The sequence below is a fragment of the Synechococcus sp. PROS-9-1 genome (assembly GCF_014279775.1).
Taxonomy (GTDB): domain Bacteria; phylum Cyanobacteriota; class Cyanobacteriia; order PCC-6307; family Cyanobiaceae; genus Synechococcus_C.
The window spans coordinates 2,124,734-2,146,086 of record NZ_CP047961.1 but is presented as its reverse complement, the minus strand read 5'-3'; the positions used below and the strand labels follow the sequence as shown (position 1 = coordinate 2,146,086).

At 57.5% G+C, this 21,353-nt stretch carries 17 protein-coding genes; 7 read left to right on the top strand and 10 right to left on the bottom strand.

The window, feature by feature from the left end:
- Nucleotides 1–29: 29 nt before the first annotated feature.
- The 4 genes from SynPROS91_RS11400 to SynPROS91_RS11385 are packed head-to-tail and all read right to left on the bottom strand — an operon-like array spanning nt 30 to nt 5,019.
- Nucleotides 30–524 (bottom strand): MEKHLA domain-containing protein, encoded by a 495-nt coding sequence (locus SynPROS91_RS11400; RefSeq protein WP_186516975.1) that lies wholly within the window; start codon nt 522–524, stop codon nt 30–32.
- A gap of 3 nt (nt 525–527) precedes the next feature.
- Nucleotides 528–1,415, bottom strand: coding sequence for an SWIM zinc finger family protein (locus tag SynPROS91_RS11395; protein WP_186516973.1), 888 nt, complete (start codon nt 1,413–1,415; stop codon nt 528–530).
- Complete coding sequence (locus SynPROS91_RS11390; RefSeq protein WP_186516971.1) at nt 1,412–4,606, bottom strand: DEAD/DEAH box helicase; 3,195 nt, start codon at nt 4,604–4,606, stop codon at nt 1,412–1,414. Before SynPROS91_RS11390 ends, SynPROS91_RS11395 begins: the two co-directional genes overlap by 4 nt.
- Nucleotides 4,603–5,019 (bottom strand): hypothetical protein, encoded by a 417-nt coding sequence (locus SynPROS91_RS11385; protein ID WP_186519781.1) that lies wholly within the window; start codon nt 5,017–5,019, stop codon nt 4,603–4,605. The genes SynPROS91_RS11390 and SynPROS91_RS11385 overlap by 4 nt, the downstream gene beginning before the upstream one ends.
- Before the next feature lie 34 nt (nt 5,020–5,053).
- Between SynPROS91_RS11385 and alaS the strand changes: the two genes are divergently transcribed.
- Nucleotides 5,054–7,735, top strand: a complete 2,682-nt coding sequence (gene alaS, locus SynPROS91_RS11380) for an alanine--tRNA ligase (protein WP_186519779.1) — start codon at nt 5,054–5,056, stop codon at nt 7,733–7,735.
- A 105-nt stretch (nt 7,736–7,840) separates the two neighbouring features.
- Here the strand turns inward: alaS and SynPROS91_RS11375 are convergent, their stop codons facing one another.
- Complete coding sequence (locus tag SynPROS91_RS11375; RefSeq protein WP_186516969.1) at nt 7,841–8,503, bottom strand: Coq4 family protein; 663 nt, start codon at nt 8,501–8,503, stop codon at nt 7,841–7,843.
- A gap of 163 nt (nt 8,504–8,666) precedes the next feature.
- On the bottom strand, nt 8,667–10,613 hold the full coding sequence (gene speA / locus SynPROS91_RS11370) for a biosynthetic arginine decarboxylase (RefSeq protein ID WP_370586771.1): 1,947 nt from the start codon (nt 10,611–10,613) through the stop codon (nt 8,667–8,669).
- Between the two features lie 103 nt (nt 10,614–10,716).
- On the opposite strand from speA, the gene ndk reads away from it, so the two are divergent.
- Nucleotides 10,717–11,175 (top strand): nucleoside-diphosphate kinase, encoded by a 459-nt coding sequence (gene ndk / locus SynPROS91_RS11365; protein ID WP_186516967.1) that lies wholly within the window; start codon nt 10,717–10,719, stop codon nt 11,173–11,175.
- A 73-nt stretch (nt 11,176–11,248) separates the two neighbouring features.
- Here ndk and thiO read toward each other — a convergent pair whose 3' ends face one another.
- Nucleotides 11,249–12,349, bottom strand: a complete 1,101-nt coding sequence (gene thiO, locus SynPROS91_RS11360) for a glycine oxidase ThiO (RefSeq protein ID WP_186519775.1) — start codon at nt 12,347–12,349, stop codon at nt 11,249–11,251.
- 99 nt (nt 12,350–12,448) lie between these two features.
- On the opposite strand from thiO, the gene gatB reads away from it, so the two are divergent.
- Nucleotides 12,449–13,933, top strand: coding sequence for an Asp-tRNA(Asn)/Glu-tRNA(Gln) amidotransferase subunit GatB (gene gatB / locus SynPROS91_RS11355; protein WP_186516965.1), 1,485 nt, complete (start codon nt 12,449–12,451; stop codon nt 13,931–13,933).
- Here gatB and SynPROS91_RS11350 read toward each other — a convergent pair.
- Together SynPROS91_RS11350 and coaE are read right to left on the bottom strand one after the other, a co-directional pair.
- Nucleotides 13,923–14,501, bottom strand: a complete 579-nt coding sequence (locus tag SynPROS91_RS11350) for a hypothetical protein (RefSeq protein ID WP_255439786.1) — start codon at nt 14,499–14,501, stop codon at nt 13,923–13,925. The genes gatB and SynPROS91_RS11350 overlap by 11 nt on opposite strands.
- Nucleotides 14,502–14,693: 192 nt before the next feature.
- Nucleotides 14,694–15,320: a dephospho-CoA kinase gene (gene coaE / locus SynPROS91_RS11345; RefSeq protein ID WP_186516961.1), complete on the bottom strand. Its 627-nt coding sequence runs from the start codon at nt 15,318–15,320 to the stop codon at nt 14,694–14,696.
- A gap of 112 nt (nt 15,321–15,432) precedes the next feature.
- Here coaE and argJ point away from each other — a divergent pair, with 112 nt between their 5' ends.
- The 4 genes from argJ to SynPROS91_RS11325 are packed head-to-tail and all read left to right on the top strand — an operon-like array spanning nt 15,433 to nt 19,407.
- The gene (gene argJ, locus SynPROS91_RS11340; RefSeq protein WP_186516959.1) at nt 15,433–16,668 is read left to right on the top strand and encodes a bifunctional glutamate N-acetyltransferase/amino-acid acetyltransferase ArgJ; all 1,236 of its coding nucleotides are present in this window, start codon (nt 15,433–15,435) and stop codon (nt 16,666–16,668) included.
- 47 nt (nt 16,669–16,715) lie between these two features.
- A complete protein-coding gene (locus SynPROS91_RS11335) occupies nt 16,716–17,330 on the top strand; it encodes a hypothetical protein (RefSeq protein WP_186516957.1) in 615 nt (204 codons plus the stop codon).
- Between the two features lie 59 nt (nt 17,331–17,389).
- On the top strand, nt 17,390–17,722 hold the full coding sequence (locus tag SynPROS91_RS11330; RefSeq protein WP_186516955.1) for a hypothetical protein: 333 nt from the start codon (nt 17,390–17,392) through the stop codon (nt 17,720–17,722).
- A complete protein-coding gene (locus SynPROS91_RS11325; RefSeq protein WP_186516953.1) occupies nt 17,719–19,407 on the top strand; it encodes an AarF/ABC1/UbiB kinase family protein in 1,689 nt (562 codons plus the stop codon). The genes SynPROS91_RS11330 and SynPROS91_RS11325 overlap by 4 nt, the downstream gene beginning before the upstream one ends.
- A 568-nt stretch (nt 19,408–19,975) precedes the next feature.
- Here the strand turns inward: SynPROS91_RS11325 and eno are convergent.
- Nucleotides 19,976–21,268, bottom strand: a complete 1,293-nt coding sequence (gene eno, locus SynPROS91_RS11320; RefSeq protein WP_186519773.1) for a phosphopyruvate hydratase — start codon at nt 21,266–21,268, stop codon at nt 19,976–19,978.
- Nucleotides 21,269–21,353: the final 85 nt, after the last annotated feature.

Genomic DNA, 21,353 nt, shown 5'->3' with positions numbered 1-21,353 from the left:
ATCAGCAGTCAATCTGTTCACTTCAGTGATTAAAGCCACCACCAGCTGGAAAAAGCAGCGGCCTGACCACAGACCGCATTGCTTTCATTCCATAGGGGCCAGATTCGAGCGTTGTGGATCATGAAACGCCTACCCGCTTGATTGATTCGAATCCCGCAATAGCCTTTAAAGCCAGCATTTTGATGGGCTTGTTGAAGGGCGCTTGCACGCTCGCCTCGCGCACTTTCTTCAGCAGTCAGCCTGGAGGGCATGCCCACCATGGTTGCCCAGTTGTGCCCCCAGATCCGCAGGGCTGCGCCGTTGGCATAGGTCAGCAAGGGATCAGCGCTGTGGTCATGAGCCAACACGGCAATGGGGCTCGCGAAAAGCTCTTGCGCTGCGGTTCGATCGAACTGGATGCCCTGATCACACACCAGTAGGGGGTGAGCAAAGGCCTTTTGGTAGGAGATCAGCAAGCGGTTGATTAATGCCTGGGTATCGGCTCTCAACCAGGGAGCGCTGGTGCTTGGAATCATGCCCGTCATGGCTTAATTCCCCGCTGCCATCGCCTCCAACATGGCCTGTTGCGCCATGGCTTGTCCCTGGTCGCGCAGGTGCTGCAAGAAACGGGGGCGGGCCTCCGGGAAGCGAGGCTCTTCGGCCAGAGGCAGTTCACCTGCCGCGTCCAGTCCCGTGTCCCCTTCCATCGCTGGAGTGATCACCACCAGGTCTCCGTCGAGGCCAGCGTCGTAGCGCCACCAAAGCGTTGGATCGAGAACCGCGGGATGGGGGGGATTGAGTTCGCTACTGGTGACGTCGATCGCAAGCGCTTCTGCGTTGTCGTGCTGGTTTGCGCTCTCAGCAATGGCTTGTAGGCGATACGCCGCCAGGTCTTCCAGCAACTTCGCTCGGGTGCGACCACGCAGCTGAAACAACACAAATGGATCTTCGCTGAACCGTTCTCCCATCAAGAAGTAAACGGCGCTGATGTGTTTACAAGGGTTGGCTTTGTCTGGACAGCTGCATTCGCTCCTCACCTCTTGAAGCTTGAAGGGGAACAGGCGACGACCACTGGCAGCGAAGGCCCGCTCGATGTCGGCAGGCATGATCCCGGCCAACAGTTGAGCGGACCAGCGGGCCTTCATCGTGAGCGCTTCGAGCACGTAGCGCCAGTCCTCATCTTTCAGAACGTCGAGCCAGAGCTTCACCTTGTAAGGGTCTTCGTCGGTGCCTTGCACGCGGGCATGCACCCGCCTGCCTTCAAAGCGAATCGAGTTCACATGACCTTCTCGCGCGTAGGCCCAGGCCCGCTCCAAGCGCTTTTTGAAGCGGTAGGAATTGATGAGCTCCATCCACTGCTCAACCCACCAGGGTTGCTGGGAGAGACCGTCGTCACTGATCGAGGTGTTGATGCCGCCTGGTGGGGTGATGCTCATGCTTGGTTGTCCTCCAGGCTCACGAGTTCTTTGAGTTGTCCCATCTCAAGGCCCCCAAGCCAGTCTTCGCCGGAGCCAATGATGTCTTCAGCCAGTCTGGACTTCTCTCTAATCATCCGGTCAATTTTCTCCTCAACGGAGCCGCTGGTGATGAATTTATGCACCATGACGCGGTTCGTTTGGCCGATGCGATAAGCACGGTCCGTGGCTTGATTCTCAACGGCGGGGTTCCACCAGCGGTCGATGTGAAAGACATGACTGGCGCGAGTGAGGTTGAGGCCAACGCCGCCAGCCTTCAGTGACAAGAGGAAAAGCTGAGGCCCGCGCGGATCCTCCTGGAAGCGATCGACCATCGCTTGCCGTTCACTTTTGCTGGTGCTGCCGCTGAGAAAGGGCACTTCACTGCGCCAGCGTCGTTGCAAATAATCCTGGAGCAACTTGCCCCATTCCGCGAACTGGGTAAACAGCAAAGCTCGATCTCCAGCTTCCATCACCTCGTCAAGGATTTCTTCGAGGCGTTGCAACTTCACGGACCGCTTGAGGAAATCCTCGCTGGCACCCTGCTCCTTGAGGGCAAGGGCAGGGTGGTTGCAGATCTGCTTGAGCTTGGTGAGCAGCCCCAACACCTGGCCATGACGTTTGCCGCGCGGTGCGCGCGCAATGGCATCCAGGGTGTCTTCAACGGTTTTGGCATACAGCGACTTCTGCTCTTTGCTCAGACCCACCCATTCGCTCAATTCCACCTTCTCGGGCAGATCCGAGATGATCGCTTTGTCGGTCTTCAGTCGCCTAAGGATGAACGGTCCCACACGGGCTTTGAGGTCGCGCAGGGATGACAGGTCTCCATAACGCTCAATCGGCATGCGATAGCGATGACGGAAAAACTCTTCTTCTCCCAGCACCCGTGGGTTGAGGAAGTCCATCAGGGCCCAGAGCTCGCTGACGCGGTTTTCCACTGGTGTGCCAGTGAGTGCGATGCGAAAACGGCTGTTCTTTTTCGGGCGGGCTAGGTCACGGGCGGCTTGGCTTTGCTTTGCAGAGGGGTTTTTGATTGCCTGCGCTTCATCGATCACGAGACCTTGCCAATCGTGACTTTCGAGCAGCTCACTGTCGCGTTGCAATAGGCCATAGCTGGTGAGCACCAGATCCACATCCTTCAGCGCCTTCTTCAGTTCTGTTGGGGTGCTGGGGCGTTTTGGACCGTAGTGCTCAAGCACATTGAGCTCAGGTGTGAACGCTGTTGCCTCCCGCTTCCAGTTGGTGAGCACGGATGTGGGTGCAATTAAAAGCACCGAGCGCTTGAGTTCGTTTTCTGCCTTGAGGTGCTGCAGAAAGGCCAGCAGCTGGATGGTTTTGCCGAGGCCCATGTCATCGGCCAGGCAGGCGCCTTGGTCGAAGCGATGCAGGAAGGCAAGCCAGCCGAGACCTCGCTCTTGATAGGGCCTGAGTTGACCCGAAAATCCTTCGGGGGCGGGGAGTGGGTCTGGCGCTTTCTGCTGGTGGTACTGCTCCAGCACGGCTTGCAGGCGCGGACCGGCGTCAAATTGATGCACGGGCAGGCGCATCATCGTGTCGCCTTCGGTGGCGGTGAGTCGAAGCGCGTCGTCGAGGCTTAGGTCTGGATTGGCGGCGCAAAAGCGCTCAGCATTTTTTAGGTCATTGGGGCGTAGTTCGATCCAAGCGCCTTTGTGACGCACCAGAGGACTGCGCTTTCCAGCCAATCGCTCAAGCTCTCGTAGGGTCAGCGTCACACCGCCGATCATCAGTTCCCAGTTCCAGTCAAGGTTTTCGCCGAGTGTGAAGCCTCGAGAACGCTCGGAGAGTTCTGCCTTAATGGCGAGGCCAAGCCGGCTGGCCAGCCCTCCAGACAGGCTTGGTGGTAGGTCAACGCCAACGCCCACATCCCGTAGTTGTCGGGCTGCTGTGCGCACCAAAACAAACGCTTCAGCTGGTGTGAGCTGCATGCTCTCTGGCGTGGCGCTGTCCAGTCCGCGTTCGATCGGCTGGAACACGGTCAGGGCCCGTCCCATGCCCTCGAGCAAGACTTCGCTGGGGTGATCCACCTTGATTTCCCCGAGTTGGAGGCCGCTGGGGCCTGCAGCCCAGGCCGCTCCAGCGGGCAGCTTGAGGGTTGGATCTGCTTCCGCTTGCAGAAAGAAGCGCAGTGGCCAAAGGTCTTCATCGTCCGCTGGTGTAGCTAGCTCCAAGCAGGCGCGGGCTGCTGCCACATTTCCAGCGACCCCTTCACGCCAATGATGACTAGCGGTGGCGAGGCGCTCGGTGTCTTCATCGCTGAGTTGGAGCTCCCCTGTATCCGAGCTCAAGGCCTCTTCCCAGGCGCGGAGCAAGGGGTCCAAGCCTTCATGGTCAGGGGTAAAGCCCTTGCGCAGCTGCGCGTCCATCAGGTCAGCTAAAAGCGTGGCAACCCGTAGTCGTCCGCTGCGAGGCCGGCAGCAAGCCACCGGATTCGCGGCGCGCATGGCTTCTGGTCTAAGCCTGGTAATCCGGTTGCTGCGTTTGCCCGTTGGTTCTCGCCAAGGCAGGGCGCAGGTGGCAACGAGAGGGAGCCCTGAAGCGAGGTCCTCAAGACGGCGACGGTCTTCTTCCCGATTCAGGAGCGGCACCCAGCGGGCGCGATGGGGATAACCCTCGCCCTTGCTCAGCTCCACTTGGGGGAGCCAGCGGCTTCGGGCGACGAGGCTGAGGGACCAACGCTGCATGTGACTCCACCAGCGCAACTCATCAGCCAACTCAGGATGTCGTCCTGAAAGAGGAAGTTTGGAGAGCCAGGCAGTAGCCGCCATGGGTTCTATGGCGAGGCCCTGAACCTGCCAAGGCCACCACTCTGTTTGTTTCGGGATCGGCTCTCCAGCTTGCAAGGGAAGGCCTGTCCAGCCTGGTTCTTCAGTGCCGCTGGTCTCTGTTCCGCGTTTCTTTCGGGGCTTCACACTGCGGCTCGGCAGGGTGAGGCATGCCGTGGCATCAATGATGCCGTCGGGCAAGAGATCCCTTTCCGTTAGCAAGGCCCTGAGATCATCTGGGCTGAGGGTGAAGGGGTGAAGCGCAGGGGTTGTACTTGGGCCTGCAGGTTCGGCAACCCGCCAAGTATCAGCCCACACCAACAGGGCAGCTCGTCCAGAGCTGGCAGGAGTACGAATGGCCGGAAGCCAGGTGGCGTGCAGCAGGCTCATGGCCGCGACGCTGAGAACATGCGTTGGGTTCCGTAAAGCACGAGTGCACTGCCGATCAACGGCAACCACCCAATGAGGAGATCCAATACCAATACTGCCAGGGCATCGGCCCCTGCCAAGGGGGAAGGTAACGACATCCCCAGGCTTCGTAACCCACAGACCGCTCCCACGAGACCTGCGCGTAGGTGGGAGTCGTTGGAGTCCACCCGCTCCAGATGGAAGGCCAGAAGGCCATAAAACAATCCGCAGCCACAGGATCGGACCGCCATTTCAAGGCCAAATGGAAGGCTGCAAAGGCCTGCTGTTAGGCCAGCAAGGCAGGCCCAGCCCACGGAGAGGCGGCGCAGGCGATCACGGCTGTCGGTGGCAGGAGACGGTGCGACGACGGGGCGCGGCGGCTCAGGGGCGATCATGGCCTTTCGATCTGTTGTTGAAGCGGAATCCGCCATGGCTGTTGCACGTTCGTCGCGATCCGCTGCTGCCACCCCTCGCACAGGTGCTGAAATTCGGGCGGCATTCCTGAGCTTCTACGAAGAGCGGGGCCACAAGGTGATGGCAAGCGCCTCCTTGATTCCTGAGGATCCCACGGTCTTGCTCACGATTGCGGGGATGTTGCCGTTTAAGCCGGTCTTTCTCGGGCAGCAAAAGCGGCCAGCGCCGCGGGCCACCAGTAGCCAAAAGTGCATTCGCACCAACGACATCGAGAACGTGGGCCGTACGGCGAGGCATCACACGTTTTTCGAGATGCTCGGCAACTTTTCCTTCGGCGATTACTTCAAGCAGCAGGCGATTGAGTGGGCCTGGGAGCTGAGTACGGATGTCTTTGGTATCGACCCCAAGCATTTGGTGGTGAGTGTCTTCCGAGAAGACGATGAGGCTGAACAGATTTGGCGTGATGTGGTGGGGGTGAACCCCAAGCGGATCATCCGCATGGACGAAGCCGACAATTTTTGGGCGTCTGGCCCGACCGGTCCCTGCGGTCCCTGTTCGGAGATCTACTACGACTTCAAGCCTGAACTTGGTGATCAAGGCATTGATCTCGAGGACGACGACCGCTTCATCGAGTTCTACAACTTGGTGTTCATGCAATACAACCGCGACGCTGAGGGCACCCTCACGCCGCTCGCGAACCGGAACATCGACACCGGTCTGGGCCTGGAGCGGATGGCTCAGATCCTGCAGAGGGTTCCCAACAACTATGAAACAGACCTGATTTTTCCGCTGCTTCAAGTGGCTGCTGATCTTGCTGGGGTCGACTACCACCAGCTCGACGATGCAAAACAAACGTCTCTCAAGGTGATTGGTGATCACAGCCGTGCTGTGACGCAGCTGATTTGTGATGGCGTTACGGCGAGCAACTTGGGACGGGGGTACATCCTGCGTCGTCTCTTGCGCCGGGTGGTGCGGCACGGCCGTTTGTTGGGCATTCACAAGCCTTTCCTTGTCACGATGGGACAGGCTTCGATCGCGCTCCTCCAGGACGCTCATCCGTCGGTGCTTGAGCGGCAAGAGGTGATCTTGGCTGAGCTTCAGAGGGAGGAGTCGCGCTTTTTGGAAACCTTGGAGCGCGGGGAGAAGCTGCTGGCAGACGTTCTCGAAAGCAAGCCCAAACAGATCAGTGGAGCACAAGCATTTGAGCTCTATGACACCTACGGCTTCCCCCTGGAGCTCACCCAGGAAATTGCTGAAGAGCAGGGCCTTGATGTGGATCTGGCCGGATTCGAGCAAGCGATGGAGCAACAGCGTCAGCGGGCCAAGGCTGCAGCGGTCAGTATTGACCTCACGCTGCAGGATGCGATCGATCAAGTGGCGGCCGATCTCAATGCCACGGCGTTTGAGGGATATGAACTGATAGCCCTGTCCAGCAGCACCGTGCAGGCCTTATTGGTCAACGGTGAAGCCGCTGCATCAGCCGCGGATGGCGATGCGGTGCAGGTGCTGCTGGACAGCACACCGTTTTATGGAGAGGGCGGTGGACAGGTGGGTGATCGCGGTCTTTTGGTGGGTGATGGCCCTGATGGCAACGGTTTGATCGTCGTGATTGAGGGCGTCAGCCGCAACCGCGGGGTGTTTGTGCATAGCGGCAGGGTTCAACGTGGCCGTCTCGGAGTTGGTGATGTGGTGCATGGTCAAGTCGACCGCGCCTGCCGACGCCGTGCTCAAGCGAATCACACGGCCACTCACTTGCTTCAAGCGGCACTCAAACAGGTGGTGGATGCAGGCATTGGCCAGGCTGGCTCACTGGTCAATTTCGAGCGGCTGCGCTTCGACTTCCACTGTCCGCGGGCGGTGAAGCCAGCGGAGCTTGAGCAGATCGAAACCTTGATTAACGACTGGATCAGCGATGCGCACCGTCTTGACGTCAATGAGATGGCGATTGAACAAGCCAAGGCTGCTGGTGCCGTCGCGATGTTTGGCGAGAAGTATGCCGATGTGGTGCGCGTGGTTGACGTTCCTGGTGTGTCGATGGAGCTGTGTGGTGGCACGCATGTGAGCAACACAGCCGAGATTGGTTTGTTCAAGATCGTGAGCGAGAGCGGTGTTGCTGCTGGGATCCGCAGGATTGAAGCGGTGGCTGGTGCTTCTGTGCTGGCGTATCTCAATGAGCGTGAGGTTGTGGTCAAGCAGCTCGGTGATCGCTTTAAGGCGCAGCCTGGTGAGATCGTCGAGCGCGTGTCGGCGTTGCAGGAGGAACTGAAGAGCAACCAAAAAGCGTTGACTGCAGCACGGGCTGAATTAGCGGTCGCGAAGTCAGCGGCCTTGGCAACCCAAGCCATTGCTGTTGGTGACTATCAGTTGTTGGTGGCCCGTCTTGATGGTGTGGATGGTGATGGCTTACAGGGCGCCGCTTTGGGATTGCTGGATCAGTTGGGTGATTCCACTGCTGTTGTGTTGGGAGGTTTGCCTGATCCGAGCGACCAAGGCAAGGTGATTTTGGTGGCAGCGTTTGGGAAAGCCGTGATCGCTCAAGGTCAGCAGGCGGGCAAGTTCATTGGTTCGATTGCCAAGCTCTGCGGCGGCGGTGGCGGCGGTCGGCCGAATCTGGCTCAGGCGGGCGGACGCGATGGAGCCGCTCTGGATGGGGCGCTAGAGGCGGCTAGCGACGATTTAAAACATCATTTGGGATGACTTTGATGGCTCTCACCACCTGGTGAGAGCTGCCTTATTTCTTCGATATTTCTGCGATCAAAATGCATGCTGCAGGGGCCTAACAGTTGCCCTTGTTGATGCCGTTCAATCTTCAGTGTCTAAGGGAAGCTTTAACTCCTCGCGCCACTCTTTCAGTGGCCGCTCCCAGCCTTCTTCTAGTTTTCGGCTCACAACGAGTTCTGCATCAAGTCCCATCTGGAATCCATGGGCGAGTGCGCGCAGTAGGGGCTCGAGTGGTGCATCGTCTTGCAGGCTGCTGAGCATCGATCCGAAAATCAGCATGACCGCAAGAGGCGAGCGGTTCTGAGCCAGGTTGAAGCCCTGAAGTCCTATTTCGCTGATGCCATCAATGCCAAACCCTGTCAGTACATGAACAATGTCATGGGTTTCCTTGAGCCGGTGAATCACGAACTCGTTTGCGTTCGTCACAGGCGAGGGATCGATCAGGGTGTCGGGTGTGATGCCCATGCTGATTAACTGATTGGCATAGCAACGTCCGAGGCTGCCCTCCGGCAGGGTTTTCAGCTTTTGTAGGTCAATCTGATTGGGTCGCCAGCCCTCGTCGACGAGGGCTTTGAACTGGGGATTCGAGAGAAGGTGGCGGACGGTTTGCTCGCCCAGTGGTCCATCTTTGACGCTGTTGGATATGGCAAAGATGCTGTCGAGGGAGCCTGGATTTTTTAGAAATGTGGCGAGGCTGGCCACCATCTTCAAATTCTGAAGACGTTCGTGCAATTTGAGTTGCATTCTAAAAATGCGGTTTCGTCATTATGAACCCGAAACTTGTGTGTTCACCTAAGAATTGCCTTCAGGGTTGACAATCGTTTTGCTCTGTCAGTCGCATTTAGATCTCGAATTGGATCCAATAAGTATTAGCAAGTGCTCATTTTCGTCTCGTGTGTGCATAATTTTAACTTTGCAAATAGGTGCTTTGGCGCAAGCTGCTTTCAAGGTGATCCATTAATCGCCTTGCTTCGCTGATACGCAGCTGTCCACTGCTGATTGCTTTCTCACTGGCCATGCGCAACCGTTCCAGGAGTTGATCTGGGTCGTGTTCCATCATTTCCAGCACGTCGGCGTTGGTGTCGCCACGAACAACATGATCCACTTGGTATTCACCGCCTGGGGCTAGGCGGATGTGAGCGGCATCGGTGCTTCCGAACAGGTTATGCAAGTTGCCCATTACTTCTTGATACGCACCACCGAGAAACATTCCGATCAGATAGGGCTCATTTGGCTTGAGTGGATGTAGTTCCAGCAGGGGCTTGTGCTGGCCGTCGTTGATGAATCGGTTGAGCTTGCCATCGGAGTCGCACGTCAAATCGGCGAAATGGCCAAGTCTTGTGGGCTTTTCGTTGAGACGATGCAGCGGCATCAAGGGAAAGAGTTGCTGGATCGCCCAGGTGTCTGGAGCAGAGCGGAAGATCGACAGGTTGGCGTAATAGGTTTCCGCTAAGACAGCTGGAAGTGCTTTGAGGTCGTCGGGCAGTTTTGTGTCATCAGATAAACGGTCGAGCAATGCTCTGGCACACGCCCAGGTGAGTTGTTCCGCCATGCTCCGTTCTTTCAAGCTCAGATAGCCGAGCCGGAATGCGGCTAAAGCGTCTTCTTTGAACTTGAGCGCATCGTTCCAGGCTTCCTGTAGGCGAGATGGGTCAACAGGAGTGTCGGTGGGTAAGGCTTCGATGCCTTGAAAGGTGTCGCGCAGATTGCGAACGATCAGAGGTTCATCCTGTTCAACTGGCGGTGCAGGTTGCTGCAGGCCACCGCTACCGAGAACGTTGAACACGAGCACTGAGAAATGACTCGCGATCGCTCGCCCGCTTTCGCTCACCAGCGTTGGTACGGGAATGTTGTTGGGTTCACACCCTTCTTTCACGGTGGCAACAACGTCGTTGGCGTAGTTCTGCAGGGAGTAGTTGGTTGAGGCCGCCGTGGCGGTGCGACTGCCGTCGTAGTCGATCCCAAGACCACCGCCTACATCCAAGTAGCCCATCGGCGCGCCAAGGGCGTGCAGTTCCACATACAAACGCGAGGCCTCTTGCAAGGCATCTTTCACAACGGCGATGTCGTTGATTTGGCTGCCCACATGGAAATGCAGAAGGCGCAGCTCACTGAGCAGGTTGGCGTCACGCAGGGCCTCAACTGCGCTAATGATTTCGGGGGCGGGGAGCCCAAATTTCGCTTTATCTCCTACGGAGCTACCCCAACGCCCGGTGCTGCGGCTGGAGAGTCGAGCGCGAATGCCGATGAGCGGTGCGGCTCCGAGCTCCTGGCTGGCATCGATGATGCGCTGAACTTCGTCCGGTTGTTCGATCACCACGACTGGCCTTCGGCCAAGACGTCTGGCGAGGATGGCGGTTTCGATGTACCGCTGATCTTTGTAGCCGTTGCAGATCAGAAGGGCCTCAGGGTCATCCATCAATGAAAGAGCGATCAGAAGTTCGGCTTTGCTGCCTGCCTCTAGTCCGAAATGCCAACGCCTCCCGCAAGTCACTAGTTCTTCCACCACGTGGCGCTGTTGGTTGCATTTCACAGGGAAGACTCCCTGGTAGCGACCGTCGTAGTCGTAGGTAGTAATGGCCCGTTCGAATGCGGCGTGCAGCCGTTCCAACCTGTCTTCGAGAATGTCGTCGAAGCGGATCAGGAGGGGCAGCCCAAGGCTGCGGTCCTGCAGGCCAGCCACCAGCTCCATCAGGTCAAGACTGCCGCCCCGGTCTCCGCGTGGTTGCACGCTCACATGCCCGCGTGGGTTGATGGAGAAGTAAGGATCACCCCAGCGTTCCAGCCCATAAAGCTGGGCGCTATAGCTCCCCGTCCAGGTGATGGAATCGGCGAGCACCATGGAAACGGACATCGATCAGATGGGGGGAATCTAAGGAGCTTCACCCCCATTGCCACACCGGTGCTTGCCAATTAGGGCATCTGGCGTTGACGATGACGACGGTTTTTTCAACGTTATGGCTGCCGAACGCTCTTTCATTGCTATCAAGCCCGACGGCGTTCAACGCGGTCTTGTAGGCGAGATCCTGGGTCGCTTTGAGCGCAAGGGCTTCAAGTTGGTGGGGCTGAAGCAGCTCACCCCAAGCCGTGAGCTGGCTGAACAGCACTACGGAGTGCACAAAGAACGTCCCTTCTTTCCTGGTTTGGTGGACTTCATTACCTCAGGCCCAGTGGTGGCCATGGTGTGGGAGGGCGATGGAGTGATCGCCAGTGCTCGCAAGCTGATTGGTGCCACAAAGCCTCTGGAAGCAGAGCCTGGAACGATCCGTGGCGATTTGGCGGTCAACATCGGTCGCAACGTGATCCATGGCTCTGATGCACCAGAAACAGCTGTGTTTGAAATTGGGCTTTGGTTCCAGCCTTCGGAATTGAGCGATTGGACACCTTCCGATCAAAGCTGGCGTGTCGAGGGCTGATCGCTCTTCGTTCCCATAGGTTTCTTGCCTGCTTGCCCTCGGGATTCATCCTCGAGGGCTTTTTTTTAGAGATTCAGTCACTGAATCGGTCCCAGCGGAAGGCTCTGAGCAGCCTCATGGCTTCAGAACTTGTGGCATGGCCGGTGATCGTGTCTGCCAACAATTCTGTTGTGATTGCTGCTAGCAACACGCCATTGCGGTGATGGCCGCAGGCCAGCCAAAGCCCAGGGATTGGGCCTTGCCCCAGCAGTGGGCCCTCGTCCGGAGTGCAGGGACGAAATCCCCACCAACGCTCCATCGGCGGCCAGTTCACAGCATCGGGAAGCAGGGAGGCGATCCCTTGGTTGAGACTTTGTTGTCCTTGGGGCGTCAACCCTTCTTTGAAGCCAGCCTCTGGTTCTGAGGTCGCTCCTACGACGACGAGACCATCTTCCCTAGGGACCAAATAGGTGCCCGGTCCAAAAATGATGTGCCTGAGTGCGCCACGTGGGGTTTGTAGTGACACCATCTGTCCTTTAACTGGAAACACCGGCAACTCAGGAAGCAACTGAGCGCTCCATGCTCCGCTGCAGAGGACAGCTGTATCGCAGTTAAGAGTCGAAAGGATTCCCTCTGAATCTCGGGTTCGAACCCCTGTGAGCTGTCCGTCTTGTTTCAGTAGCTCGAGAACTTCCACGCCTTCCTGGAAGTGCACACCCCGATCCACACAGGCACTTTCTAAGGCGCGCATGAGTTGACGGCGATTATCAATTTGCCCGTCCTGGTCGAAAAGGAGACCGGCCTGCCAGGCCGGTGCGATACCTGGCAGTAGTTGCTCAAGTCGTTGACGGTTCAGGGCTACTCCAAAGGCGGTGGTTGGATACCGATCCCTTTCATTCGCATCTTTGAAGGGAACCACAATTCCTGTGGCGCGAAGTCCGCAGGGCAGTCCGCTATCGGCTTCAATCTGGGCAACCCAGCGGGGAATGCGCTCCAGGCTCAGTTGGCCAAGTCGCAAGAGATCGCCAGTCAACCCTTCGGCGTGAGGGGCCAGCATGCCAGCTGCGACAAAACCAGCGGCTTCGTTTCTACGCCTGCTCAGCACGGTGACAGCACGGCCGCGTCGGGCGAGCTGATGGGCAATGGCGAGGCCCATCAGTCCGCCGCCAAGGATCAGCACTTGCTGGTTGCTCATGGTTGATTCCGCAGCTCCACCACGCTGAAATTCTTGCAACAGGATGGCGTCTTCCTTCTCTTCCATAGGATTGAGATGGTTTAACGACGTTCAAAGCTGATGGCGGCAACTGCAGCAACCCTTTTGCCTTGGGAGGCCGTGATCGGTCTTGAGACCCATGTGCAGTTGGGCACCAACAGCAAGATTTTCACGTCCGCTTCCACGACTTACGGGGATGACCCCAACACTCATATCGATCCGGTGGTGTGTGGCCTCCCAGGCACGCTTCCGGTTTTGAATCAAAAAGTGCTCGAGTACGCCGTTAAGGCTGCGATGGCGCTGAACCTGAATATTGCTGAACACAGCAAATTCGATCGCAAGCAATATTTTTATCCAGACCTTCCGAAGAACTATCAGATCTCTCAATTCGATGAGCCGATCGCAGAGGAGGGTTGGATCGAGGTGGAAGTTGCTGAAAAAGGAAAAGACACCTATCTGAAAAAGATCGGAATCGAGCGCCTGCACATGGAGGAAGACGCTGGCAAGTTGGTGCACGCCGGAAGCGATCGCCTGGCGGGCTCGACGCATTCGCTCGTGGATTACAACCGAGCGGGTGTGGCCCTAGCCGAGATCGTGAGCAAGCCCGATTTGCGCAACGGCCGGGAAGCGGCGGAATACGCCTCTGAGATCCGCCGGATCATGCGCTACTTAGGCGTAAGTGATGGAAATATGCAGGAGGGCTCCCTGCGCTGCGACGTCAACATCTCCGTGCGTCGCGGCCCCGATGCACCCTTTGGCACGAAGGTGGAGATCAAGAACATGAACTCGTTTTCGGCCATCCAGAAGGCTTGCGAATACGAGATTCAGCGTCAGATCAAGGCCTATGAAACCGGTGAACCGATCGTTCAGGAAACGCGCCTTTGGGACGAGAGCAAGCAGCTCACCAAGAGCATGCGCAGCAAGGAGGGAGCGAGCGACTACCGCTATTTCCCTGATCCGGATCTTGGCCCGATTGAGGTGAGCGTTGAGCAGCGCGAAGCCTGGAGGAGTGATCTACCTGAACTGCCATCGGCCAAGCGTCATCGTTATGCCGATGCCCTTGGGCTCTCTCAGTACGACGCGCGTGTGCTGACGGACGAACGTTCGATGGCGCAGTATTTCGAAACCGTTGTTGCTGCTGGGGCAGACGCCAAGCTTTCAGCGAATTGGATTACCGGTGATATCGCTGCTTATGTGAATAGCAATCGTTTGAACTTCGTTGAATTGGCCTTTCGACCTGAACAGCTGGCGGAGATGGTCAAGCTGATTGATGGCGGCAAGATCAGCGGAAAGATTGCCAAGGAAATTCTCCCCGAGCTTCTTGAGAAGGGTGGTTCCCCTAAGGCGATTGTGGATGAACGTGGACTGGGGATGATCAGTGATCCGGCAGCGATCACCGCGATCGTGGAAGAGCTTCTGGCTGCTCACCCTGATGAGGTAGAGGCATTCCGTGGCGGAAAAAACAAACTGCAGGGCTTCTTTGTGGGCCAGCTGATGAAGAAAACCGGCGGCAAGGCTGATCCCAAATTGGCCAATCAGATCCTTAGTCAAAAGCTCAAGGGATAACGGCTTCTGATTGGTCGCTCTGCAGTAATGCGCGGCCATCGGCTGCGACCAGGATCCGCGTTGTCAGGGATGGAGGATCTCCGGCCTGTTCCCAGCCGGGTGTACCGCCAGGAATCTTGAATTCAAAGCCTTCTGGACCTGCATGGACGAGGCAAGGATTGTTAGTCGCACTCCCAAACATGCAGGTCCCCGGGCGATAGACCCGCAGGCCGCCATTACGCCGAGTTGCGGCCCCGCGGGCCAGATTCAGGGCACGTCTTGCCGAAAGAGGATTGTTGCGGACAAACAGATTCACGGACTCCGGGTCGGGTGTGATGTCGACGTAAGGGCTGGGGCCGGTGCTGACCTCTGGCTCCGGGGTTGCAACGCTTGGGGGTTTCAGTGTGGTGGGCTCGCAGCTCACCTCGGGCGTGCTGAGGTCGACAAGGCTTGCCGCCACCGGACGTCGCGTGCTCCGCTCAAAACATTGATATTCGATGGGGTCGCTCTTTGCAGACTGCGCTGTGAGCACTAGCAGCGTTGTCCATCCCAGTGAGCAAGCCAACCGTTTCATGGGCACCTGGTGCATTAAGGCCTTGGAACGTAGTGAGCTTTTTGTCGATTGGTCAAGGCGTCTGATGTGACAGGTTCCGACTGAGGAGTCACGCGCGATGTTCATGCTTTGCCAATAGGTCGGCTTGATCTCTGCGCCTCCTGTTGCCTGGCGTTCGCCGCCGCTTCGGTCGTTGTCTGGAATTTGGTTTTCGTTGAACGGATCTGATCAATCAAGTGGTGGAGTTTCACTGAGGAGTTCACGGACCTGTGACGTCCAGCTGCGCGGCACGCCCCCGTTTTTGATGACACAGTCGGCAAGTTCAGTTTTGCGATCCATAGGCCATTGGGTTCTGATGCGTTGCTCGGCCGCCTCAAGAGAGAGCCGATTACGCGTCATGAGTCGCTGTCTTTGCTGTGTTGGCGAGCAGTGCACCACCCAGATCTCCGAGCAAAGACTCTCCAGCCCAGCTTCAAACAGCAGAGGGATCATCAATGCCACGACTCTCTCGCCAACATGCGTCTGCAGCTCCTGGTCGAAACGTTGTCGCACCAACGGGTGCAGTTGAGCTTCCAGCCAAGTCCGTTCTTGTGGATCACTGAACACGATGGAGCCGAGTGCCGCGCGGTCCAGGCCTTCGCTGAGCTCGCTCTGTACTTTTGCGCCGTAGCGCTCCAGCACCGCACGAGTTGCCGGAGTGCCCGGAGCTAAAGCTTCATGGGCATAGAGATCTGCATCCAGAACGGCAATGCCCTGTTGTTCTAGAAAACGGCCAACACTGCTTTTGCCACTAGCGATCCCACCCGTTAGGCCGATGCGCCGTTGCAGTCCTTGCCAGCGGTGTACTCCACTCAAGGAATTGGGCTACCTCTCTAGAAATTATGACCTTGCAGTCTTTCTCAGAGCTTGGCGATGCCATCCTTAGAAGCATAGAAAGAGCGGCTTGGTTGGCCTTGCACCCTGATCCATGACTCAATCTGTGATCTGGTCACCAATCTCTGGAGGAATCACTGCACCCACTGGCTTTGAGGCGGCGGGCTTAAGCGCTGGCCTCAAGCCATCCAGAAAAGCTGACCTCTCTCTTCTGTTGGCACCAGAAGGATCTGTGTGTGCTGGCACCTTCACAACATCCGTTGTCCGCGCCGCCTGTGTGGATCTTTGTGCTGATCGTCTGCAGGCTGCTTCCGGTCGCGTTCGTGCCGTGGTGACCAATTCCGGACAGGCCAATGCCTGTACCGGCGATCGAGGTTTGGTCGACAGCCTCCGGATCACGCAAGCAGTGGCCGATCGTCTGGGCCTCTCAGAGGACCAAGTTTTGATTTGCTCTACCGGGGTGATCGGTGTGCCGATCGTGATTGTTCCCCTTCTTGCTGCGGTGGATCCTCTGGTGAGTGCCTTGGCCCCTGATGGTGGTGCTGCAGCGGCTCAGGCCATCCTCACCACTGATTTAGTGGAGAAGGAGATCGCCTTAGAGGCTGTGATAGCTGGGCGCAGGGTGCGGATTGGCGGGATGGCAAAGGGGTCCGGGATGATTCACCCCAACATGGCCACGATGCTTGGCTATCTCAGCTGTGATGTCGCCGTGCCCTGTGACCTGTGGCAAGACATGGTGCGGCGGGCTGTGGAACGTTCGTTTAATTCCATCACCGTGGATGGTGACACCAGCACCAACGACACCTTCCTGGCCTTTGCGGCAGGTGATGTGCTTCCAGCGGATCAGCTCGGGGTATTGGAGGAGGGGGTGACGTTGGTCGCCCAGCATTTGGCTCGCTCGATTGCTCGGGATGGTGAGGGCGCTACTTGCCTGATGGAAGTGCAGGTGGATGGCACCGACTCAGAGACGGAGGCGCGACAGATTGCGCGCACCATTTGTGGGTCGTCGTTGGTCAAGACGGCCGTTCATGGAAGGGATCCCAACTGGGGGAGGATTGTGGCGGCTGCTGGTCGGGCTGGGGTGGATTTTTCTGCCGATGCTGTAGCTCTTTGGATTGGACCTCACCAGTTGATGTCAGCGGGGCAGCCGTTGTCATTCGACCGTCCTGCCGCTTCGGCGTATCTCAGCGACCGCGCGCGCGGTCGCTATCTCGTGGATGACACGGTGCAGATCAGGCTGACTGTTGGGGGCGGCTCAGGCTGTGGCATTGCTTGGGGTTGCGATCTTTCTGATCAGTACGTCCGCATTAACGCCGACTACACCACCTGAGGTCTGGACACCACTGCAAAGATGGTTGGGCTGAGTAGGACCTGTTGATGCCCGCTGAGACCAATGCCTCCACGGCAAAGCCAAAGGGTCCGGCTCGTCCGCGCTTCTGGGTTGGTCCCCTGGTTGCAGGGGCGTGCTTCGCGCTTGGTTACGGCATTACACAGCGCGTTGTTTTGATCCGATCTGGCTTGGAGCAAGCTGAACCTCAGTCATTTAAAGCACGTGCATTTCCAGGGGAAAGCCTCGAGGCACTTCGGCTTCGCCATGGAGAGACCGGGACTCTTGAGGCGGATGTAGCCGCTAAAGAATTGATTGATGCGAAGGCATCCAAACAGGCCAAGCTCGCTAAGGAACTGGAGCAGCGCAAAGCCAAAGAGGAGGCTGAGCGCATCGCTGCGGCAGCGATTGAGGATGATCGCAGCCAGCAAGCCGCGCTGAACACGCCCCTTCCTTTCGAGGGCATGCCATCGCTGAACGAAACGACTCTGTTTGAGACCGACGCTCCCACTGAGTTGCTGGACTCAGAGCTTCTTTTAGAAGCCCCAAATCCTTTGCAGAATGAGGGCCCCGAGTTGGCACAGCCAACCCCCACCGCCATTGAACCTGCGTCGGCGGCAACAGATCTCTTCTTCACGCCAATCGAGGCGCCTCCCGCTCCTTGATCGAACCTCGCTGATCGGGGTCTGAATCTGCCACAGTTCAAGGGTTGAGACGAATGGCCATGACCTCCCGAGATGCTCTGCTCAGAGCGGCTATGCATCGTGTGATCGCTCGGATGGGTCACGGCGTGGCCGATGCTGCCGCTGGATTGGCGGTGTTGGTGCAAGACGCGCCCGATCGCGTTCGCCAGGAATGGGACTTGTTTCAGGAAGAAGTGAAGGCTGAAGCAGAGAGACTTGACCGTGAAGAGGACGGAAGTGGCGTGGATGCAACGTCCTCGCCTGCTTCAGCCTCGCCTGCTTCAGCCGTGGAAGAGGAGAGCTTGCAGGTCAAGATTGATCAGCTGCGAGCCCGGGTCGCTGAACTAGGGCTGCGCATCGAGGAGCGGTCGTGATCCTGTTCAGTCGCCTGAAGTCCCTGCTGCGTCGAGCGTTCCGGGGACTGCGTATTTGGCGTGCTGTTCTGACCCTGCTGTTTTTCCTGTGGTGGGATGCCAGAGCCTTTAGCTATCCTGGCGGTCTAACGCAAGAACGTCGTGAGGCCCGCCAGCAAGGGCGTGCACGCTGGCTGACGCAAGAGCTGCTTCGCCTTGGATCGGCATTTATCAAGCTTGGTCAGTTGCTGTCGGCTCGGCCTGATGTGTTGCCAGCTGGTTGGGTCACTGAATTGGCGGCACTGCAGGATCGTGTTCCCTCCTTTTCCTTTGACCGTGCCCAGTCTGTTCTTGAGGAAGAGCTTGGTGCCCGCTGCGCAGAAATCATTGATTTAGATGAGCAGCCGATTGCGGCGGCTTCCTTGGCCCAGGTGCATCGGGCGAGTCTTCGCAGTGGTCGTCAGGTGGTGCTGAAGATTCAGCGCCCCGGATTGGAGAGTTTGTTTCGGCTGGATCTTGAAGTGATGCAGCAGGTGGCAGCTGTGCTTCAGCGTCATCCCAAATGGGGGCGTGGGCGCGATTGGGTTGCGATTGCACAGGAGTGCAGGCGTGTGTTGCTCCGAGAGCTTGATTTCCGTCTTGAAGCGCAGCATGCCGCACGGTTTCGACAGCAGTTTCTCGATGATCCGAACATCCGGGTGCCTGGGGTGGTCTGGGAGCTCAGCACCAGACGCGTGCTTTGTCTTGACTACTTGCCAGGGATCAAAATCAATGATCGTCAGGCTCTTCTCGATGCTGGGATTGATCCGTCCAAGGTGGCGGAGATCGGCTCGGCTAGCTACCTACAGCAGCTTGTGCGCTACGGCTTTTTCCATGCCGATCCCCATCCAGGGAATTTGGCGGTTGCGGCCGATGGAGCGCTGATTTACTACGACTTCGGGATGATGGGGCAACTCTCCGAGCGCCTACGTAGGCGTTTGGGAGGGATGGTGAGGGCTGCCGCTGCTAGGGATGCTGCGTCGCTTGTGGATGAGATGCAAGCGGCTGGAGTGATCGCCACTGGTGTTGATGTGGGCCCGGTTCGCCGCTTGGTGCGTCTCATGCTGAAGGAGGCACTCACTCCTCCGTTCAGTAGCTCCGTGATTCAAAAACTATCGGGCGACCTTTACGAACTGGTGTATGGGCAGCCGTTTCGCTTGCCAGTGGAGCTGATCTTTGTGATGCGTGCCCTGTCCACCTTTGAAGGGGTCGGCAAAAGTCTTGATCCCGGCTTTAGCCTTGTGGCGATTGCTAAGCCCTATCTGCTGCCGCTCATGACTTCCAGTGGATCTGGCTCCAACGATCTTTTAAATGAATTTGGCCGTCAGGTCGGTGCCATCAGTTCAAGGGCTGTTGGCCTTCCTCGTCGGTTGGATGAAAGCCTGGAGCGCCTGGAGCAAGGGGATCTGCAACTCCAGATCCGTATGGGTGAATCAGACCGTCAGTTCCGGAGAATGGTCACGGCCCAGAATTCGATCGGTCAATCGGTTTTGCTTGGTGGCCTTGCCGTCGCCGCCGCTTTGATGGGTGCGAGCTCAAGGCCACTTTGGGCTTTGCTTCCCTTAGGAGCGGCTTTACCTGTAGGCATGGGTTGGCTGAAGCTGCAAGTAAAATTGCGCAGGGATGGACGGATTGAGACGTTGTCAGGAAGTGAGCCTTCATCCTGAAGGGAATTCTTTTTTTAAGTGCGCATTGTTTTCGTTGGTCCCTTTTAATGTCCTTGGCAATTGTTTGAGCTGACTGACTTTGATGAGCCACCCTGGAAATCTTTTCGTGCTTCTTTGATCGTCCTCGACTCGAAAAAATGTTCGAAAGTGAGTGATTCCTGCGAGGTTCTATCAACTTTTTAACCTGTTCTGTCAAGCCTAGGGAATGTTTGCTTTCCTGGTTCTCAATAATGAGACGTGCAAGTCCTGCTGTGACGATCACCGTATTGACAAGGCTGGTAGTGCCCGAGCTTCTTTTTGTTCTTTACTGCGGCTGAAATAGGGAAGAACTCGTTACTTTTTTGCTGATTCTGCTATGAATAGCTGCTCTTCTAATTGCTAGAAGTTTGAGATGCTAAGTGTCATTTAAGTTGGTGATTGGAGCGTGAGTGCCTGTTTGGATCTTCAGGCAACCGAGACGATCAACTCTCTTGAACCGCTCAGGGTCAGGGGGGTCATCAGCGCAAGCCATGACCCTGCAATCAGCGACCGGTTGGAGCTCCTTGACCGAGGCCAGAGAAGGCAAGCCTCAGTCGCGACCTCGAGGCCCTTGGCCTGTGGCACCGGCATACACCGCTTGATTGCCAAGCTCGTCCTCAATCCGCAGCAGCTGGTTGTATTTGGCGACGCGCTCACTGCGGCTCAGCGAACCAGTTTTGATCTGGCCTGCGCGCGTGGCGACAGCTAAGTCAGCAATGGTTGTGTCTTCTGTTTCTCCGCTGCGGTGACTAATCACGCTGGTGTACCCAGACCGACCGGCGAGGTCGATGGCTTGAAGTGTTTCGGTCAGTGAGCCGATTTGATTCACTTTGATCAGGATCGAATTGGCGGTATTGGCATCGATGCCACGCTGCAGGCGTTTGGTATTGGTGACGAACAGGTCATCTCCAACAAGTTGAACGCGTTTGCCGAGGCGCTCGGTCATTAGGGCCCATCCGTCCCAGTCGTCTTCTGCGAGCCCGTCCTCGATCGAAATGATCGGGAAGCGATTCACGAGTTGTTCCAGCTGGTCCACCATCTCGGCACTGGAATAACTCCCACCACTGAAGGCATAGCGGCCATCGCTGTAAAACTCCGTGCTCGCTACATCGAGCGCCAGCGAAATTTGTTCACCTGGCTTGTATCCAGCTTTCTCGATGGCTTGGACCAGGATGTCTCCTGCTTCCTCATTGCCGAGATCAGGAGCGAAGCCGCCCTCATCGCCCACGGAGGTGCTCATGCCGCGTTCGCTGAGCAGGTTCTTCAGGGTGTGGAACACCTCTGTTCCCATCCGCAGCGCCTCTCTGAAGTTGGGAGCGCCGTGCGGAACAAGCATGAACTCTTGGAAATCCAAGTTGTTGGCGGCATGGGCGCCCCCATTGATCACATTCATCAAAGGCACCGGCAGCAGCGTTGCCATTGGGCCTCCGAGATAGCGATAGAGAGGCAGGCCTAGGCCATTCGCAGCGGCGCGAGCCGTTGCCATGCTCACCGCGAGGATGGCATTGGCGCCTAGGCCGGATTTGTTGTCGCTGCCGTCGAGTTCAATCATCGCTGCGTCCACGCTGGCCTGATCCAGAGCCGACAGGCCACAGAGCGCAGGTGCAATCCGATCTTCGATGTGATCCACCGCCTTGGTGACGCCTTTGCCCATATAGCGGTCGCCACCGTCCCGGAGCTCATGGGCTTCATGAGCTCCGGTGCTGGCTCCACTGGGGACCATGGCGCGGCCACTGGCACCGCCTTCAAGCAAGACCTCTGCTTCCACCGTGGGGTTCCCACGGGAATCCAAGACCTCCCTGGCCACGATGGTGTCGATGACGAGATCGAGGGAATCGAGCACGGGTGGTGGAGACAAGACTAAGTAGATCTTATGGAACTCCCCCTGCCGCGTCTCTTTGTGTTTTGGCAGCATGAGGAAAGAACAG

Bases quoted from the DNA above. Each gene is read 5' to 3' on its own strand.
- SynPROS91_RS11400 (WP_186516975.1), bottom strand. From the start codon at position 524: ATGACGGGCATGATTCCAAGCACCAGCGCTCCCTGGTTGAGAGCCGAT.
- SynPROS91_RS11395 (WP_186516973.1), bottom strand. From the start codon at position 1,415: ATGAGCATCACCCCACCAGGCGGCATCAACACCTCGATCAGTGACGAC.
- SynPROS91_RS11390 (WP_186516971.1), bottom strand. From the start codon at position 4,606: ATGAGCCTGCTGCACGCCACCTGGCTTCCGGCCATTCGTACTCCTGCC.
- SynPROS91_RS11385 (WP_186519781.1), bottom strand. From the start codon at position 5,019: ATGATCGCCCCTGAGCCGCCGCGCCCCGTCGTCGCACCGTCTCCTGCC.
- alaS (WP_186519779.1), top strand. From the start codon at position 5,054: ATGGCTGTTGCACGTTCGTCGCGATCCGCTGCTGCCACCCCTCGCACA.
- SynPROS91_RS11375 (WP_186516969.1), bottom strand. From the start codon at position 8,503: ATGCAACTCAAATTGCACGAACGTCTTCAGAATTTGAAGATGGTGGCC.
- speA (WP_370586771.1), bottom strand. From the start codon at position 10,613: ATGTCCGTTTCCATGGTGCTCGCCGATTCCATCACCTGGACGGGGAGC.
- ndk (WP_186516967.1), top strand. From the start codon at position 10,717: ATGGCTGCCGAACGCTCTTTCATTGCTATCAAGCCCGACGGCGTTCAA.
- thiO (WP_186519775.1), bottom strand. From the start codon at position 12,349: ATGAGCAACCAGCAAGTGCTGATCCTTGGCGGCGGACTGATGGGCCTC.
- gatB (WP_186516965.1), top strand. From the start codon at position 12,449: ATGGCGGCAACTGCAGCAACCCTTTTGCCTTGGGAGGCCGTGATCGGT.
- SynPROS91_RS11350 (WP_255439786.1), bottom strand. From the start codon at position 14,501: ATGCACCAGGTGCCCATGAAACGGTTGGCTTGCTCACTGGGATGGACA.
- argJ (WP_186516959.1), top strand. From the start codon at position 15,433: ATGACTCAATCTGTGATCTGGTCACCAATCTCTGGAGGAATCACTGCA.
- SynPROS91_RS11335 (WP_186516957.1), top strand. From the start codon at position 16,716: ATGCCCGCTGAGACCAATGCCTCCACGGCAAAGCCAAAGGGTCCGGCT.
- SynPROS91_RS11330 (WP_186516955.1), top strand. From the start codon at position 17,390: ATGACCTCCCGAGATGCTCTGCTCAGAGCGGCTATGCATCGTGTGATC.